At 66.6% G+C, this 16,378-nt stretch carries 16 protein-coding genes; 6 read left to right on the top strand and 10 right to left on the bottom strand.

What is annotated here, in order from left to right; translation table 11 throughout:
• The first annotated feature begins 6 nt into the window (after nt 1-6).
• The 3 genes from OSH10_RS02720 to OSH10_RS02710 are packed head-to-tail and all read left to right on the top strand — an operon-like array spanning nt 7 to nt 4,161.
• The gene (locus OSH10_RS02720) at nt 7-381 is read left to right on the top strand and encodes a sodium:proton antiporter (protein ID WP_266329981.1); all 375 of its coding nucleotides are present in this window, start codon (nt 7-9) and stop codon (nt 379-381) included.
• Entirely contained in the window at nt 375-3,473 is a 3,099-nt protein-coding gene (locus OSH10_RS02715; RefSeq protein WP_266329980.1) for a complex I subunit 5 family protein, read from the top strand. Before OSH10_RS02720 ends, OSH10_RS02715 begins: the two co-directional genes overlap by 7 nt.
• Nucleotides 3,474-3,480: 7 nt before the next feature.
• On the top strand, nt 3,481-4,161 hold the full coding sequence (locus OSH10_RS02710; RefSeq protein ID WP_266329979.1) for an urease accessory protein UreF: 681 nt from the start codon (nt 3,481-3,483) through the stop codon (nt 4,159-4,161).
• 261 nt (nt 4,162-4,422) lie between these two features.
• On the opposite strand, the gene OSH10_RS02705 is transcribed toward OSH10_RS02710, so the two are convergent.
• The 7 genes from OSH10_RS02705 to OSH10_RS02675 all read right to left on the bottom strand — a co-directional run bounded on the left by OSH10_RS02705 (nt 4,423) and on the right by OSH10_RS02675 (nt 10,616).
• Complete coding sequence (locus tag OSH10_RS02705; protein ID WP_266329977.1) at nt 4,423-5,436, bottom strand: L,D-transpeptidase; 1,014 nt, start codon at nt 5,434-5,436, stop codon at nt 4,423-4,425.
• A 122-nt stretch (nt 5,437-5,558) separates the two neighbouring features.
• Nucleotides 5,559-5,867, bottom strand: a complete 309-nt coding sequence (locus OSH10_RS02700; protein WP_266329976.1) for a hypothetical protein — start codon at nt 5,865-5,867, stop codon at nt 5,559-5,561.
• A gap of 90 nt (nt 5,868-5,957) precedes the next feature.
• Nucleotides 5,958-7,013, bottom strand: a complete 1,056-nt coding sequence (locus OSH10_RS02695; RefSeq protein ID WP_266329975.1) for an urea transporter — start codon at nt 7,011-7,013, stop codon at nt 5,958-5,960.
• A 400-nt stretch (nt 7,014-7,413) separates the two neighbouring features.
• Entirely contained in the window at nt 7,414-9,117 is a 1,704-nt protein-coding gene (ureC, locus tag OSH10_RS02690) for an urease subunit alpha (protein ID WP_266329974.1), read from the bottom strand.
• Nucleotide 9,118: 1 nt separating this feature from the next.
• On the bottom strand, nt 9,119-9,430 hold the full coding sequence (locus tag OSH10_RS02685; RefSeq protein WP_266329973.1) for an urease subunit beta: 312 nt from the start codon (nt 9,428-9,430) through the stop codon (nt 9,119-9,121).
• A 9-nt stretch (nt 9,431-9,439) separates the two neighbouring features.
• Nucleotides 9,440-9,742, bottom strand: coding sequence for an urease subunit gamma (gene ureA / locus OSH10_RS02680; protein WP_266329972.1), 303 nt, complete (start codon nt 9,740-9,742; stop codon nt 9,440-9,442).
• A 25-nt stretch (nt 9,743-9,767) separates the two neighbouring features.
• Nucleotides 9,768-10,616, bottom strand: coding sequence for an urease accessory protein UreD (locus tag OSH10_RS02675; RefSeq protein ID WP_266330374.1), 849 nt, complete (start codon nt 10,614-10,616; stop codon nt 9,768-9,770).
• A 384-nt stretch (nt 10,617-11,000) separates the two neighbouring features.
• Between OSH10_RS02675 and ureE the strand changes: the two genes are divergently transcribed.
• From ureE to OSH10_RS02660, 3 genes are all read left to right on the top strand, one after another.
• Nucleotides 11,001-11,534 carry an urease accessory protein UreE gene (ureE, locus tag OSH10_RS02670; protein WP_266329970.1) on the top strand — a complete coding sequence of 178 codons (534 nt, stop codon included), beginning with the start codon at nt 11,001-11,003 and terminating at the stop codon, nt 11,532-11,534.
• Nucleotides 11,535-11,585: 51 nt separating this feature from the next.
• Nucleotides 11,586-12,221 (top strand): urease accessory protein UreG, encoded by a 636-nt coding sequence (ureG, locus tag OSH10_RS02665; RefSeq protein WP_266329969.1) that lies wholly within the window; start codon nt 11,586-11,588, stop codon nt 12,219-12,221.
• A 110-nt stretch (nt 12,222-12,331) separates the two neighbouring features.
• The gene (locus OSH10_RS02660; protein ID WP_266329968.1) at nt 12,332-13,435 is read left to right on the top strand and encodes an NAD(P)/FAD-dependent oxidoreductase; all 1,104 of its coding nucleotides are present in this window, start codon (nt 12,332-12,334) and stop codon (nt 13,433-13,435) included.
• 199 nt (nt 13,436-13,634) lie between these two features.
• Here the strand turns inward: OSH10_RS02660 and OSH10_RS02655 are convergent, their stop codons facing one another.
• The 3 genes from OSH10_RS02655 to denD form a co-directional block, all read right to left on the bottom strand.
• Nucleotides 13,635-14,384, bottom strand: a complete 750-nt coding sequence (locus tag OSH10_RS02655; RefSeq protein ID WP_266329967.1) for an SDR family oxidoreductase — start codon at nt 14,382-14,384, stop codon at nt 13,635-13,637.
• A gap of 25 nt (nt 14,385-14,409) precedes the next feature.
• Nucleotides 14,410-15,177 (bottom strand): SDR family NAD(P)-dependent oxidoreductase, encoded by a 768-nt coding sequence (locus tag OSH10_RS02650; protein ID WP_266329965.1) that lies wholly within the window; start codon nt 15,175-15,177, stop codon nt 14,410-14,412.
• 190 nt (nt 15,178-15,367) lie between these two features.
• Nucleotides 15,368-16,357, bottom strand: coding sequence for a D-erythronate dehydrogenase (gene denD / locus OSH10_RS02645; RefSeq protein ID WP_266329964.1), 990 nt, complete (start codon nt 16,355-16,357; stop codon nt 15,368-15,370).
• Nucleotides 16,358-16,378 lie beyond the last annotated feature (21 nt).

Below are 16,378 nucleotides of genomic sequence, written 5' to 3'. Positions count from 1 at the left end.
GGGGACATGACGACAGGTCTACCGGTTTCCACCATCCTGCTGATTACCGGCTTCGCGCTGGCGCTGATCGGCATCTGGGGCATGCTGACCCACCGCAACATCCTGCGCATCATCATCGGCTTCGCCGTGATGGATACCGGGCTGCACCTCGTCATGGTCGCGACGGGCTACATCACCGCCGGCACCGCACCGATCCTCGACGTGGCCTTAAGCCCGGCCGATGCGCCGCACCGCGCCATCGACCCGATCCCCTCGGCGCTGGTGGTGACGGCCATCGTCATCGGCCTTTCGGTCACCGCCGTCATGCTCGCCTACGCCATCCGCCTCTACGCCGCCAAGAAGACGCTCTCCATCGACGCGTTCACGGAGTCGAAATGGTAGAGGCGCTTTTCCATCCGCTGAACATCTTCCTGCTCGGCCTCGGCGGCGGTTTCGTCATCCCGCTGCTCTACCGGCTCGGCAAGCCGTGGCTGCATGCCGGCTTCTTCGTCGCGCTGATCGGCATCGTCGCGGTCAGCGGCGTATCGTTCGCCGGCCTGCTGCAAGGCGGGCCCACGATCGAGGTGCTCACGGCCGGTTCGCAGCCGCCGCTGTCGATCAATCTCCGCTTCGGCCTCTGGGAAGGCTTCTTCACCTTCGGTGTCAATCTCGTGGCGCTGCTCGGCGCGCTGCATCTGTGGGATCGGCTCAAGGGAAATTACGGCGCGCTGCTTCTCTATCTCATCCTGGTGATGGGCATAGACGGCATGGTGATGACCCGCGATCTGTTCAATCTCTTCGTCTTCCTGGAGATTGTCTCGATCGCAACCTACGGCCTGCTCGGGCTCGAACGCCGCTCCGCCGCGGTTTCGGCAGCGTTCAAATACATCATGGCGACGGTCATCGCCTCGACCCTGTTCCTGCTCGGTTCGGTGCTGCTCTACTACGTCACCGGCACGCTCAACATCGACGCGCTGATCGAACATCGCGCCGAGATCACCGGGCCGATCGGCACCACGGCGCTCCTCATGGTGCTCGCCTGCCTCGTCATCGAGCTGAAGCCGTTCCCGGCCAATGGCTGGGGCCTCGACGTTTACGAGACCGCGCCGAGCGGCATCGCCGCGATGGTCTCGGTCGGCGTTTCCGCCGGCGTGTTCTTCGCGCTGATGAAGCTGCTGCCGCTGTTCCAGGACCAGCTCGGCATCATCGCCATCTCCGGTGGCATCAGCTTCCTGTTCTCCAACCTGATCGGCTGCACCCAGACCAAGGTCCAGCGGATGCTCGGCTATTCTTCGATCAGCCAGATGGGGCTGATGATGCTGGCCCTGGCGCTGCTGACGGAAATCGGCGCCGAGGCATCGATCCCGCTCGTCGTCGGCGGCCTGTTCGTCAACCACCTGCTCGCCAAGGCCGGCCTGTTCTGGCTCGCCGGGGTCCTGCGCCAGGATGAAGTCGACGCGCGCACCAGCCTCTCCGGCCGGCCGCTTCTGCTCGCGCTTCTGGCGCTCTTCATGGTCGCGATCGCCGGCCTGCCGCCATTCCCCGGCTTCTGGGCCAAGTGGGAGCTGGTGATGCAACTGACCAGCGCCGGCAAGCTGCCTTGGATCGCCGTGATCCTGACCGGCTCGCTGCTCGAAGCCGCCTACATGTTCCACTGGTTCGTCCGCGCCATGCGCCCGTCCGACGCGCGGGCCGAGGCGAGGCCGGATACGGTGGCGCTGCTGCCGGTCTACGGCATCGCTCTGCTGCTCGTCGTCGCCGGCTATATCGCCGCGCGGATTTCCGGCGCGGCGTCGCTCTGGATCTTTGCGCCGCTCGCCGTCGGCGTCGTTCTCTGTGCGCTCGACCGGCTGCCCGGCCGGTTGAAGGCCGTGCTGATGCTGATCGCCGTGACGCTGGTCGGCTTCTGGCTGGCCGAAAGCGCCACCGGAATCGCCCGGCTGTTCGCCGTGCTGCTGCTCGGCGGCAGTCTCGTCATCGCGGCCGCCAGCCTCTATCGCGACGATCCGCGCCCCGGCTATTTCCCGATGCTGGCGGTGCTGCTGCTCTCGATCCCGGCACTGCTGCGCTCGACCACCAGCCTCGAATTCTTCTTCAGCTGGGAAATCGTCACGCTCGCCTCCTGCTTCCTCATCGCCAAGGGCAGGGGGGCGGGGCCGCATGTGCTGACCTTCCTGCTGTTCTCGTTGCTCTCGGCCTTCTTCCTGCTGGCGGGCTTCGCCGGCATCGCCTCGGTCAGCGGCACCACCAGCCTTTCGGCGCTGCTGACCGCCGGCCCCGACGCCACCACGGCGCTGGTGCTGCTCGGCATCGGCTTCCTGATCAAGGCCGGCGCCATCGGCGTGCATGTCTGGCTGCCGGGCGCCTATGCGGAAGCGGATGATGATTTCACCGCCATGCTCTCGGCCGTGGTCAGCAAGGTGGCGATCTTCGGCCTGCTGACCGGCACCTATCTGGCGATCCGCTCGCAAGCGGCGCTGGAACTGGCGCATGGCATGGCCTGGATCGGCATGCTGACGACCATCGCCGGCGCGGTGATGGCCCTGCGCCAGACCGACTTCAAGCGTCTGCTCGCCTATTCCAGCATGAGCCAGCTCGGCTACATCGTCACCGCGATCGCGCTGATGAGCCATCTCGGCTGGGTCACCGCGCTGTATCTCGTCGCCAACCACATGATGGTGAAGGGCATATTGTTCCTCGCCGTCGCCGGCATTATCCTGCGGACCGGAACGCGCTCGTTCGGCGAGACGGGCGGGCTGGCGCGCGCCATGCCCATTACCTTCATCCTGTTCGTGGTCGCCATCGTCTCGATGTCGGGCCTGCCGCCGCTGATGGGCTTTGGCGGCAAATGGCTGCTGCTCTCGGCCATGACCGACAAGGGCTGGAACTTCCTCGCCGCCGCCGGGCTTTTCGCCACCTTCCTCGGTTTCCTCTACATGATCCGCCTCGTCGCCGGCCTGTTCCTGGGCAAGCGCCAGCGCGGGCAGGAGAGCGTGCGCGAATTGCCGATCGCGCTGCTGGTGCCGCAGGCGCTGCTGGTCGTCGGCATCCTGGTGCTGTCGCTCTATCCGAAGCTGCTGATGGATCCCGTCTCGGCGGCGATCGATCCGCAATTCGCCTCGACGCTGGTCTGGGAGGGCATGTCGCTCTACACGATCTACGGCTATTGGAACCCGACGCCGGTGATGCTGATCGCCGTCGCGGTGGCGGCCGCGCTCGGCGTCATCGCGTGGCTCGTCTATCGCAGCGGCGTCGGTCGCACGGGCAATCTCGCCCGCTTCTACGCCTATTATCGCCGCGGGATCGAGGTGGCCGTGCCGCCGGTCGCCACCCTGTTCTGGCAGGGCGTCACCGATTTCACGCTCGCCACCGCCGCCACCTTCCGCCAGGTCTATACCGGCAACGGCCAGACCTATGCGATGGTGGTGCTGTTCTATTTCCTCGCGCTCTATCTCGCGAGCACCGGCCCCGCCGGCTTCTGGATCGCAGGCTGACATGAGCATGACCACGCCCCCCGAGGAGACGATCCCGCTGCATCTGCTGCGGCTGGTCAGCCCGAGCCTGCCTGTCGGCGCCTTCTCCTATTCGCGCGGCCTCGAATATGCCGCCGAGGCCGGCTGGGTGCATGACGAGCCTTCCGCAAGGACATGGATCCACGGCACATTGGAAAACTCTTTCGCCGTGCTCGACGGCGCGCTGTTCTGGCGGATGAGCGAGGCGCTGGCGCGCGACGACGCGGAAGCCTTCCTCCATGCGGACGCCTGGCTTTCCGCCGGGCGCGAGAGCCGCGAATTGCAGCTCGAGGACCGCCGCATGGGCGAGGCGCTGCTTCGCCTGCTCGCCGATCTCGAAGTGCCGCTGGCGCAGCTCTATCTCGGCCAGCCCTTGAGCTATCCGGCCGCCTTCGCGATTGCAGCGCATCACTGGAACGTCTCGCCGGCGGCGGCGCTGAAGGGGCTGATGTGGACGATCGCCGAGGGCCAGGTCGCAGCGCTGCTGCGCCTGGTCAAGCTCGGCCACACCGCCGGCCAGCGTATTCTCATCGAGGCGGTGCCGGTGATCGAGCGGGCCGTGGCGACTGCCCGCTCGCTGGAGGATGACGAAATCGGCAACGTCTCGGTCGCGATGGCGATGGCCAGCGCCTGGCACGAAACGCAGTATTCGCGGCTGTTTAGGTCGTAGGGACGAACCACGAGGTTCCTTCAGCTCTCCCTGAGGGAGAGGTGAAGAGGCGGCCTGTGGGTTCGCTTTCCTGCCCCATACGCCGGCGTCATCCTCGAGGAAGCGAGGATCCATGCCGCTGAAGCCGAACGTGTGCGAGCCTTCCGAAATCCCGGCTGCATGGGTCCCGGATCGCCGCTGCGCGTCGTCCGGGATGACGGCGAGGGTGGAGTGGGATCGGGGCCTCTTGCTTCGACGGTACTTCGGGGAGCGGTGCCCGCCTCACGCCATGTGCTGATCATTCAAAATGACAAAATCCTTGCCCGAGCGGCTGTCGGCGCTGAGCGGGAGGTCGACCGTGACCAGCACGACGCCCGGCTTCATCCGCTGGCGGATGGCGTCGTTGATGCTGCGGTCGGCGCGGATGCGGGCCAGCGTGCTCTGGTCTGCGCTCTGCGCCGTCACCTTCGGATCGGTGCTGTAGCCGATCGGCTTCCAGTGCAGTTCCTTGTCGTCGGCATCGAGATGCGACAGCACGAAGACGTGGTTGCCGAGCGGCTTCGACGGCTGCAGGATGGTGGCGCCGCCATCGGCGACGATCTCGCCATCGTCGAGCACGATCACCCGGCTGTCGGCGCTGGAGATCATGATCGAGGTCGCCGGCGGGCTGTAGGGCGCCTGCGGCGAGGCGGGGATCTGCTTTTCCTTCAGCGTCGAGACCGTGTGGTCGAAGTCCTTCTCCGCCTCGGTCGAGAGCACCATGCCGGGATGGATCACCGTCTCGGGGAAGGTGGCGCTGTCGGCGATGATGACCGGCGTGCCGACATGGGTGACGGTGAACAGCTTGGCCGAGAAATCCATGGGCAGGCGCACGCAGCCATGCGAGGCCGGATAGCCCGGCAACTGTCCGGCATGCAGCGCGACGCCGGACCAGGTCAGCCGGTTCATGTTCGGCATCGGCGCTTCATTATAGGTCGAGGAGTGGTGGTTCTTGTCCTTCTGCAGGATGGTGAACACGCCCGTCGGCGTGTCGTGGCCGGGCTTCCCAGTCGAGCAAGTCGAGACGCCGATGCGAATGCCGTTGCGATAGACATAGACGCGCTGGTCGGGCAGCGAGACGACGATCGCCACCGGACCGTAGGGCGAGCGCTCCGGGTGCCAGGTGAACTCGCCCGGCTTCAGCGCGTCGACAGACTCGACGATGGCGGCCACGGCCTGTTCCAGCGACGCGGCGGCAAGGAGCGCGCCGGAGCCCAGCAGCAGGGTGCGTCGGGAAGGATGCCGCCAGGTCGTCATGGTGGTTTCGCGCTCCGCATGGCGGGCGGACGCTCGGTTCGAGCCCGCCGCAAATCAGTTTCGGCAACTCTACCGACAGAGGCGATCGGGGTACAATCGTTTTGGCGGCGCGCCGGCCCGGGCTATTCGCCGTCGCTGGTCATGGCCATGACGTCGATGAACTTGCCCTTCCTGTCGAAACGGCAGGCGAAGGCCTTGATGCCCTCGCTGCCCTTGTCGACCGTGCCATGGATCGACAGGCTGCCATCCCGCGCTTTGACGATCTTGCCGGTTTTCACATACATCGGCCTGGTGGCGTAGACGGCCGAAACCTCGCCCCGGCAATAGGCCGGCATGTTGCCTCGGCTGATGGCGGTCGCCACGCCGGTGGACGCGGCGAGAAGGGCGGCGACGGTGGCGATGCCACCCAGCCAGACGAGCGTCCTCTTCATGACGGGCCTCGCGTAAACCGGGAAGCGCCGCCAATTGGCGACGTCTCCCTGCAAGCTAGATCGACATTCGCCGAAGGCAAGGCCGCGCCGTTAGCGCGGGCCCCTGAGATAGCGCGCGCGGTTGTCCTCCGGGTTCGTCGCCTCGGCCGGCGGCACCGGGACCAGCGCCTTGAAGCCATATTGGCCGATCAGCATCAGCCAGGTGACGAGCACGAAGGTCGAGGTCAGCACCGGCATGCCGATCGGCTTCAGGAAGATCGCGACAGAGGCCCAGAGCCAGGTCGTCACGACGATGCCGAACAGCGTGTAGGCGAAGCTGCGCCAGGTCAGCACCAGAAAGAAGCCGCCCAGCGCGATCGCGGTCAGCGCCGCATTGTAGCCGAACAGGCCGTCGCGGATCGCGCCCTCGGGGCCGCCGAACACGCCGGCGACGAGCGCCGCGCCGGCCGCGCCGATCAGCGCCATGCCCGCCGAAATGCGCGAGTTCACCGCGATGCCGATGACGATCAGATAGCCGGCGATCCAGTTGTCCTGGAAGAAGATCTGCCCGATGGCGTTGCCGATGCCCATGTACCAGGTGGGCAGGGCATAGGCGATCGCCGCGTCATACTGGTCGGGCGAGACGGGCTTGGCGAGCGGCCCCGCTTCGATGGCCGCGAACTTCAGCACCGCGAACAGGAACAGCCAGCCGACCAGCACGAAGGGCGAGGTCAGCGCCGCGACCTTGTGCGGCCCGAGCAGCGTCGCGATGGTCGAGAAGGCGATGGTGGTCATCGCCGCCGCGAAGACGATGTAGATCGTCATATGGAAGGACGGCATGGCGCCGCTGCGGAAATCCGCGCTGGTGAAGGCGACCAGCGCCAGCCCGACCAGCGCGCCGTTGAAGCCGAACAGCCCGTCGCGGATCAGGCCCCTGTCGGCCTTGAGCAGGACCGCGGTGGCGGTCGCCACGACGACGCCGAGAATGCAGATCGCGCCATAAACGGCCGAATTGAAGAACAGCGCCAAAAGGATGATCAGACCGGAAAGCGGGTTGTTCTGGAACACGACCTGGCCGATGCCGCGCAGGCTCCAGTCGACGAAGCCGAGGGTGGCATGGTCGCGAAACCGGTCCTGGAACGGAAATTCTGTCTGTGTCTGGGTCACGGGCTTTCTCCCCTGGAGCCGATGGTTCTGCCTTGAAGCGACCAGGCCGTTCTTCCTCTCCCGGCGGGAGATTCTTGCGCAATGTTCTTCCCGATCTCCGGCCATCATCCTGAGGTGCCCGGCAAAGCCGGGCCTCGAAGGAGGGTCGAGAGCGCACCGCCCGCGTTTGGCTGCAAATGGCAGCGTCTCGCTGGATCGTCCTTCGAGGCTTCGCTGACGCGAAGCACCTCAGGATGATGGCGGAGCTTGCAGTGGCGTGACGGAAAATCACGTTCCGCCAACCTCTCCCAAGAGAGGCGAAGGGGCAATTTCCGGCAAGTCGGATCCTGCCCCCTGAAAAGAAAACCCCACCGGACGTATCCGGTCCGATGGGGATTGTGTGCGTCGCGTGCTGCGCCGGTCAGAACAGGAAGTAGCGCTGCGCCATCGGCAGGGTTTCCGCCGGTTCGCAGGTGATCAGCTCGCCGTCGATGCGCACCTGGTAGTTCTGCGGATCGACCTCGATCTTCGGCGTCAGCGAATTGTGGATCATGTCCTTCTTGCGCACGCCGCGCGTGCCCTTGACCGCCACGAGTTGCTTCTGCAGCTGCAGCTTGTCGCCAATGTTGTCGTCGAGGGCCGCCTGCGACACGAAGGTGACGCCGGTCTTGCCGCGGGCGCGGCCGAGCACGCCGTACATCGGCCGGTAATGCACCGGCTGCGGCGTCGAGATCGAGGCGTTCGGGTCGCCCATCGGCGCGGTGGCGATCATGCCGCCCATGATGACGAGCGACGGCTTGACGCCGAAGAAGGCCGACTTCCACAGCACGAGATCCGCGCGCTTGCCGACTTCGATCGAGCCGATCTCATGCGCGAAGCCATGGGTGATGGCCGGGTTGATCGTATATTTGGCGACGTAGCGCTTGCAGCGGAAATTGTCGTTGCGCTCGCTGTCTTCCGGCAGCGGCCCGCGCTGCACCTTCATCTTGTGCGCGGTTTGCCAGCAGCGAAGCGTGGTTTCGCCGATGCGGCCCATGGCCTGCGAGTCCGACGACATCATCGAGAACGCGCCGAGATCGTGCAGGATGTCCTCGGCCGCGATCGTCTCCTTGCGGATGCGGGATTCGGCGAAGGCGACGTCTTCGGGGATCTGCGGGCTCAGATGGTGGCAGACCATGAGCATGTCGAGATGCTCGTCGATCGTGTTGATCGTGTAGGGCCGAGTCGGGTTGGTGGAGGAGGGCAGGATGTTTTCCTGGCCTGCCGCCGTGATGATGTCGGGGGCGTGGCCGCCGCCGGCGCCTTCCGTGTGGAAGGAGTGGATGGCGCGGCCCTTCATCGCCGCGAAGGTGTCGGCGACGAAGCCGCTCTCGTTCAGCGTGTCGGAATGGAGGGCGACCTGCACGTCCATCTCGTCGGCAATCGTCAGGCAGTTGTCGATCGCGGCGGGCGTGGTGCCCCAGTCCTCATGCAGCTTCAGCCCGATGACGCCGGCGCGGACCTGTTCGCGCAGCGGTTCGGGCAGCGAGGCGTTGCCCTTGCCGAGCAGGCCGACATTGATCGGCAGTGCCTCGATCGCTTCCAGCATGCGGTGGATGTACCACGGGCCGGGCGTGACGGTGGTGGCGAGCGTGCCGACCGAGGGGCCGGTGCCGCCGCCGACCAGCGTCGTCGTGCCGCTCGTCAGCGCTTCCTCGGCCTGCTGCGGCGCGATGAAGTGGATATGGGTGTCGATGCCGCCGGCGGTCAGGATCTTGCCTTCGCCGGCGATGACGTCGGTGCCCGGGCCGATGATGATGTCGACGCCCGGCTGGATGTCGGGATTGCCCGACTTGCCGATCGCCTGGATGCGGCCGTCCTTGATGCCGACATCGGCTTTGATGATGCCCCAGTGATCGAGGATGATGACGTTGGTGATCACCAGGTCGGCGACGTCGACCGCGTTGCGCTGGCTCTGGCCCATGCCGTCGCGAATGACCTTGCCGCCGCCGAAGGTGACTTCATCACCATAGACGGTGCGGTCTTCCTCGATCTCGATGATCAGGTCGGTATCGGCCAGGCGAACCCGGTCACCCTTGGTGGGGCCATAGAGCGAGGCGTAGTTCTCGCGCGTGATCTTCGCCATCTCAGACCTCCAGCTTTCCCATGACCTTGGCATTGAAGCCGAAGACGGCGCGGTCGCCGTCGAGCGCTACCAGTTCGACGGTGCGCTGCTGTCCGGGCTCGAAACGGACGGCGGTGCCGGCCGGGATGTTGAGGCGGAAGCCCCGGGTCTTGTCGCGGTCGAAATGGAGCGCGGTATTGGTCTCGTAGAAATGATAGTGCGAGCCGATCTGGATCGGCCGGTCGCCCGAATTGGCGACGTCGACGGAGATGACGGTGCGGCCGACATTATATTCGATGTCGCCGTCCTCGAGGATGTATTCGCCTGGAATCATGACGCGCCCCTACGGTATGGGATTGTGGACGGTGACCAGCTTGGTCCCATCGGGGAAGGTGGCTTCGACCTGGATGTCGTGGATCATCTCGGGCACGCCCTCCATGACCTGATCGCGCGTCAGCAGCGTCGCGCCATAGGACATCAGCTCGGCGACCGTGCGGCCGTCGCGCGCGCCTTCCAGGATCGCCGCGGACACATAGGCGATGACTTCCGGGTAGTTGAGCTTGACGCCGCGGGCCAGGCGGCGTTCCGCCACCAGGGCCGCGGTGAACAGCAGAAGCTTGTCTTTCTCGCGTGGTAGAAGTTCCATCGGCGGTCCCCAATCGTATCCGTGTTTACGTGGCCCAGATGCGCGGCGCGTTGGCGGCCTTGCCCTGGCATGATGTCCTGAGCGCATCCCATGCCCGGACGAAAAGTGCCTTGCCTTCCGAAACCCGCGGCCCGAGATAGCGGCAGACGACCGCGTGCTCGAGCTGGCTGACGGAGAACGCGCCGTCCGCCTGGCTGCCGACGGCCTCGCGCACGCGCTCGGCCGCGTCCTCGGCCATGGGGCCGGCATAGATCATCGTGCCCCAGGTCGGCTGGCCGGCCAGCGCATAGGGCGCGCCCTGCAGGGGCGAGCCGCCCGGCAGCCGCACCCGCTCGAACCAGATGGGCCTGCCATCACGCACGATCTCGATGCGCTGGCGCAGCGTGCCGGTCTCGAAGCGCTCGCCGGCCGCCGGTCGCCCGAGGCAGATGAAGTCCCAGCCGACATAGGTGGCGCCAGCTTCCAGCGTCACGCGCGTGTCGATCGAGGCATCGGCGCCGTCGAAGACGATGGTTTCCTGCGGCAGGTATTCGCAGATGGCATGGGCGCCGACGTCGATCGTCGTCGCCTGGGTGCTGCGGCCGTGCTCGCTGCGATAGAATTTGGTGGCGCCGGGCGTGGTCAGCACGGCGCGGGCGTCTTCGGCCAGATGGAAGCGCAGGTCGAGCTGGTCGCCGCCGGCGACGCCGCCTGGGGGATGCAGCAGGTAGACGTGGCAGGTACCGTCCTTTTCCGGATGAAACGGCTTCTGGACGACGAGCGGGCCCAGATGGCGGCGGCGCATCAGCCGGGTCTTGCCGGCATTGACGGCGAACCAGAGTTCGAGCTCGGCGAGCCAGCGGCTCGGCTGCGCCGCATAGTGCGCGCGCGCCATCGGAACGGCGTTCGGCGAAGCACCCTCGGCGAGCAAAAGCGGTCTCACTTTGGTCCCTGGTCCCGATCCGGCCGGCCCGTTCGACGGGGCGCAGCGACGACTGTCGCCGAAGGCTATCACACGGCGTTGCCCTTCCGGCAACCACAAATATTCATTTGCGTGCTCAAAGACTTGGCAGTTGTGCGCCAGATCCCGGAGCTATGCGCCCTGTCTCGAAAATCGCGGCCAAGCTTTCCATCGGCGCGGAAAAAGAGGCAAACTGTCCGCCACCGCATTCGCCCCCAAGACGCGACATCCTTCCCTGCTATAAGGGGGCATCCAAGCGGCGTTCGGGCCATGCCGGCGCGGCATTGCCGGGCGGATCTGTTGAACTGGGGAATGGGAATGCTGAGGGCAGTCGCTGTCCGGCGCGCGTCGGACGCCGCCGTGGAAGGTCAGGAGCCGCCGGCCGGTCGTGCGGTGCTGCAGCATGACGAGCGTCATCTGCGCCGTCGCCTGATCGAACTGGTCGACGGCCGCAAGGTGATGGTCGACCTCGCCGAAACGGTCGTGCTGGATGCCGGCGACAGCCTGGTTCTCCAGGGCGGCGGCACGATCGCCATCGCCGCCGCCTATGAACCGCTCTACGAGGTCTTCGCCCGGGACCCCGTGCACCTGCTCGAACTCGCCTGGCATATCGGCAACCGCCATCTCGCCGCCGCGATCGAGCCGACCCGCATCCTGATCCTGCGCGATCACGTCATCCAGGCGATGCTGGAGGGGCTCGGCGCGCGGGTGAAGGAGATCGTTGCCCAGTTCAATCCGGTGCGCGGCGCCTATTCCGGCCATGGCGAGCACAGCCATGGTCACGGGAGCCACGATCACGCCGGGCATGGCGATCACGGCCATGATCATGCCCACGGCCATTCGCACGATTGAGTTCCGCGTCGCGGCCCGGCCGCGCGCTCCAGCAACACGAGGCGAACTCTGATGACATCGAAAAACGGCCCCCTTCGCGTCGGTATCGGCGGCCCCGTCGGCTCCGGCAAGACCATGCTGACCGAGAAGCTCTGCAAGGCGATGCGCGACGAATTCTCCATCGGCGTCATCACCAACGACATCTACACCAAGGAAGACGCCATGATGCTGGCGCGCCGGCAGGCGCTGTCCGAGGACCGTATCATGGGCGTCGAGACCGGCGGCTGCCCGCATACGGCGATCCGCGAGGACGCCTCGATCAACCTGCAGGCGATCGCGGAGCTCAACCGCAAGATCCCCGATCTCGACGTCGTCTTCATCGAATCCGGCGGCGACAACCTGGCCGCGACCTTCTCGCCGGATCTGGCCGACCTGACGCTCTATGTCATCTCCGTCTGCCAGGGCGAGGAAATCCCCCGCAAGGGCGGGCCGGGCATCACCCGCTCCGACTTCCTCGTCATCAACAAGAGCGACCTCGCGCCCTACGTGAATGTCGATCTCGACGTGATGGAGGTCGACGCCAAGCGCATGCGCGGGACGCGCCCCTTCGGTTTCACCGACCTGACGCGCGGCAAGGGCCTCGACCGGGTGGTCGAGTACATCGTCGAGCATGGCGGTCTCCGGATGGACGCGCGCAAGAGCGCTTAGCGCTTGTGGCTACAGGGTGGGGCGATAGCGCCCCGTCCTCTGCTATAGACCGCAGGGCGTGCTGATTCAGTCGGCGCGCCCGCCGTTCGGTTCTGGATTCGAGTGCGCTCATGGATGAAGTCGAATGCGTCGTCGGCGGCGCGGGTGTTGTCGGGCTGGCGGTAGCGTGGGCGCTTGCGAATGCCGGCCGCGAGGTCCTGCTGATCGAGGCCGAGGACGCCATCGGCACCCAGACCTCGTCGCGCAACAGCGAAGTCATCCACGCCGGCATCTACTACGCGCCGGGCAGCCGGATGGCGCAGTTCTGCGTCGCCGGCAAGCTCGCGCTCTATGAGTATTGCGCCGAACGCGGGGTGCCGCATGCCCGATGCGGCAAGCTGATCGTCGCCGCCGAGGAGGCCGAACGCGGCCGGCTCGGCGCGATCGCGGCCCGCGCCGCCGCCAATGGCGTGCACGACCTGCGCGAACTCACCGCCGCCGAGGCGATCGCGCTGGAGCCGAACCTTGCCTGCGCCGGCGCGCTGCTGTCGCCTTCGACCGGCATCATCGACAGCCACGCCTTCATGCTGGCGCTGCACGGCGATGTCGAAAGCGCCGGCGGCATGGTGGTGTTTTCGAGCCCGCTTCTCGCCGCCAAGCCGGATGGCGACGGCATCGTGCTGTCGATCGGCGGTGCCGAGCCGATGCAATTGAAGACGCGCCTGTTGATCAATTCGGCCGGCCTGTTCGCGCCCGCCGTCGCCCGCACGATCGAGGGGCTCGATCCCGCTGCCATCCCGACCGAATATTATGCCAAGGGCAGCTACTTCACCCTGTCGGGCCGCTCGCCCTTTTCGCGGCTGATCTATCCCGTGCCCGTGCCGGGCGGCCTCGGCACGCATCTGACGATCGACATGGGCGGCCAGGCGCGCTTCGGCCCGGATGTCGAATGGATCGACGCGATCCACTACGACGTCGACGCCTCGCGCATCCCGCTCTTCGTCGAGGCGGTGAAGCGCTACTGGCCCGATGTCAGCGCCGACCGGCTGCAGCCGGGCTATTCCGGCATCCGCCCGAAGATCGTGCCGAAGGGCGCGCCGGGGCAGGATTTCGTCATTCAGGACGCGTCCGCGCATGGCGTCGCCGGCCTGATCAACCTGTTCGGCATCGAATCCCCCGGCCTCACCGCCTCGCTGGCGCTGGCGGAGCATGTCGCGGCGCTGGCGGCGCGCTGAGGGACCGTACTGACGTTCACCTCTCCCCCAGGGAGAGGTGAAGAGAGCGCCGGCCTTGTCCTCGACGGCGCCCCATCCTCCGGCGTCATCCTCGCGAAAGCGAGGATCCATTCAGCCGCCTTCCGCCGGCGGCTGAATGGATCCCGGGTCTCGCTGCGCTCGCCCGGGATGACGGCGAGGGTAGGATGGTGGTCCTGGATCAGCCCCGGCCGACGAGCGGCATCTTGGTGGCCATGATCGTCATCTGCAGGATGTTGGCGTCGAGCGGCAGGCCCGCCATGTGGACGACCGCGTTGGCGACGTGGCTGACGTCGAAGGTCGGCTCGACCTTGATCGACAGGTCCGGCTGCAGCACGCCCTTCTTCATCTGGCTCGCCATCGGCGTCTCGGTGTTGCCGATGTCGATCTGGCCGCAGGCGATGTCGTACTTGCGGCCATCGAGCGCGGTCGAACGCGTCAGGCCGAGCACGGCATGCTTGGAAGCCGTGTAGGGCGCCGAGTTCGGGCGCGGCATCACGGCCGAGATCGAGCCGTTGTTGATGATGCGGCCGCCCATCGGCTTCTGGTCCTTCATGATGCGGAAGGCGGCCTGGGTGCAGAGGAAGACGCCGGTGACGTTGGTGTCGATCACGGCCTTCCAGCTTGCGACATCGAGGTCCTCGATGTTGACCGGCGGGGCGTTGACGCCGGCATTGTTGAACAGCACGTCGAGGCGGCCGAAGCGGTTCTTGATCTCGCCGAACAGGGCGGCGACCGAGGCCTCGTCGGTGATGTCGGACGGGATCGCGACGGCGTCGCCGCCGGCCTCCTTGACGACTTCCTCGAGCGGCTCGGCGCGGCGGCCGGTGACGACCAGCGTGTAGCCGGCGGCGGCCAGGGCCAGGGCGACGGCCTTGCCGATGCCGGTGCCGGCGCCGGTGACGAGCGCAATCTTGCCAGTGTTGGACATAAGCGTTCCTTCCAGGATTTGTTTGTTATTGGGCGAGGAAGCCGCCGTCGACCGGCAGCGTGTGACCTGTGACCATGGAGGCGCCGGGCCCGGCCAGGAACAGGATCGCGCTCGCGACCTCCTCCGGATCGGCCAGGCGGCGGAGCGGCGTCATCGCCTCGATCCGGGCGACCAGCTCCGGATCGGCAACCAGGCCGGCGATGAAGGGCGTGCGGACATAGGTCGGCGCCACGGCGTTGACGCGGATGCCGTTCGGCGCCCATTCGACGGCCAGCGCGCGGGTCATGTTGACGATCGCGCCCTTGGTGGTCTGGTAGGAGATGTTCGGGTAGAGCCCGCCGCCGGAAAAGCCCATGATCGACGAGACGTTGACGATCGAGCCCTTGGTGCCGGAGGCGATCATGTGGCGCGCCGCGATGCGCGAGGCGAGGAAGGTGCCCGTCATGTTGACGTTCACCACCGTGTCCCAGTCGGCGACGGTCAGCTCGACCGCCGGCCGGCGGATCGCCGTGCCGGCGCTGTTGACCAGGATGTCGAGCCTCTGCGCCCGCTCGGCCACGGCCTGAAAGGCTGCCTCCAGGCTGGCCTCGTCGGCGACGTCGGCGACCACCGCGAAGTGGTCGGCCTCGTCGCCCAGCGTCGCCAGGATTTCGGCTGCAACGGGATTGCGGTCGAGGATGGCGACGCGGGCGCCGGCCCTGGCCAGCGCCTGCGCGCTGGCGAGGCCGATGCCGGAACCGCCGCCGGTCACCGCGGCGACGCGGCCAGTCAGGGAGAAGGGATCGCTCGCCATTGGTGCTGCTTCCGGTTTCGTGTCGGTTGGATCGGGTCGTAATGGCTTCTGCTTGCCACCTCCTCCTGAGGGGGAGGTCGACGGCCGAAGGCCGGCGGTTGAGGGTTTACGGTCTTTCCGGATCGTTCCCTAAACCCTCACCCGGAGCTTCGCTCCGACCTCTCCCTCAGGGAGAGGTGAAGAAAGACGATCAGCCGCCGATCTTGCCGCCGAGTTCGTCCTCGACATGGGCGCGGATGATCTGGTCGAACGAGGTCTCCGCCTTGAAGCCGAGCGACAGGGCGCGCGTCGTGTCGAAATCGCGGGCCCAGCCGGCGACGATCCGGTCGATGGTCTCGTCCTTCTCGTGGCGGATCAGCTTGACCGCCTTTTCGCCGGCAACCTGGCGCAGCGCCTCGATTTCCTCGCCGACGGTCGCCGAGAGGCCCGGCATGTTGAGCGTGCGGCGCGGGCCGACCTTGTCGAGGTCGATCGTGCCGGCATGGATCAGGAAGCCGACGGCCGAGCGGGGGCTCGCGAACCAGTGGCGCACGTCGGGCGACACCGGCAGCACGGCTTCCAGGCCGACCAGCGGCTCGCGCAGGATGTTGGAGAAGAAGCCCGAGGCGGCCTTGTTCGGCTTGCCGGGGCGAATGCAGATCGTCGGCAGGCGGATGCCGATGCCGTCGAAGAAGCCGCGGCGCGAATAATCGGCCAGCAGCAGCTCGCCGATCGCCTTCTGGGTGCCGTAGCTGGTCAGCGGCGTCTCGAAGAATTCGTCGCCGATCTTGTCGGGGAACGGCGCGCCGAACACGGCGATCGACGAGGTGAACACCACGCGGGGCTTGTAGCCGGACTTGGCGTTCTCGAGCCGGATGGCGTCGAACAGGTAGCGCGTGCCGTCGAAATTGATGCGGTAGCCCTTGTCGAAATCCGCCTCGGCCTCGCCGGAGACGATGGCCGCCAGATGGAAGATCACGTCCGGACGGTTGGCGATCAGGGTCTGCGAGGCTTCGGGCGCCGACAGGTCGATGGTCAGCGTCTCGACCGGGCCGTCAAAACCCTTCGGCGCCTCGGGGGCAACGACGTCGGCGAGCGTGTAGCGGCTGATCTCCTTGCCGCCAAGATGACCGTCCGCGACAAGCTTGTCCGTCAGCTTGCGGCCGACCATGCCAGCCGCGCCGATGATAAGGATATGCATAGTACAACCTCGAATAATGGA

The organism is Kaistia defluvii (assembly GCF_026343955.1).
In the GTDB taxonomy this organism is placed as follows: Bacteria; Pseudomonadota; Alphaproteobacteria; order Rhizobiales; family Kaistiaceae; genus Kaistia; species Kaistia defluvii.
Note: the sequence above shows the minus strand (reverse complement) of the source record. Positions and strands in the feature narration are given on the sequence as shown.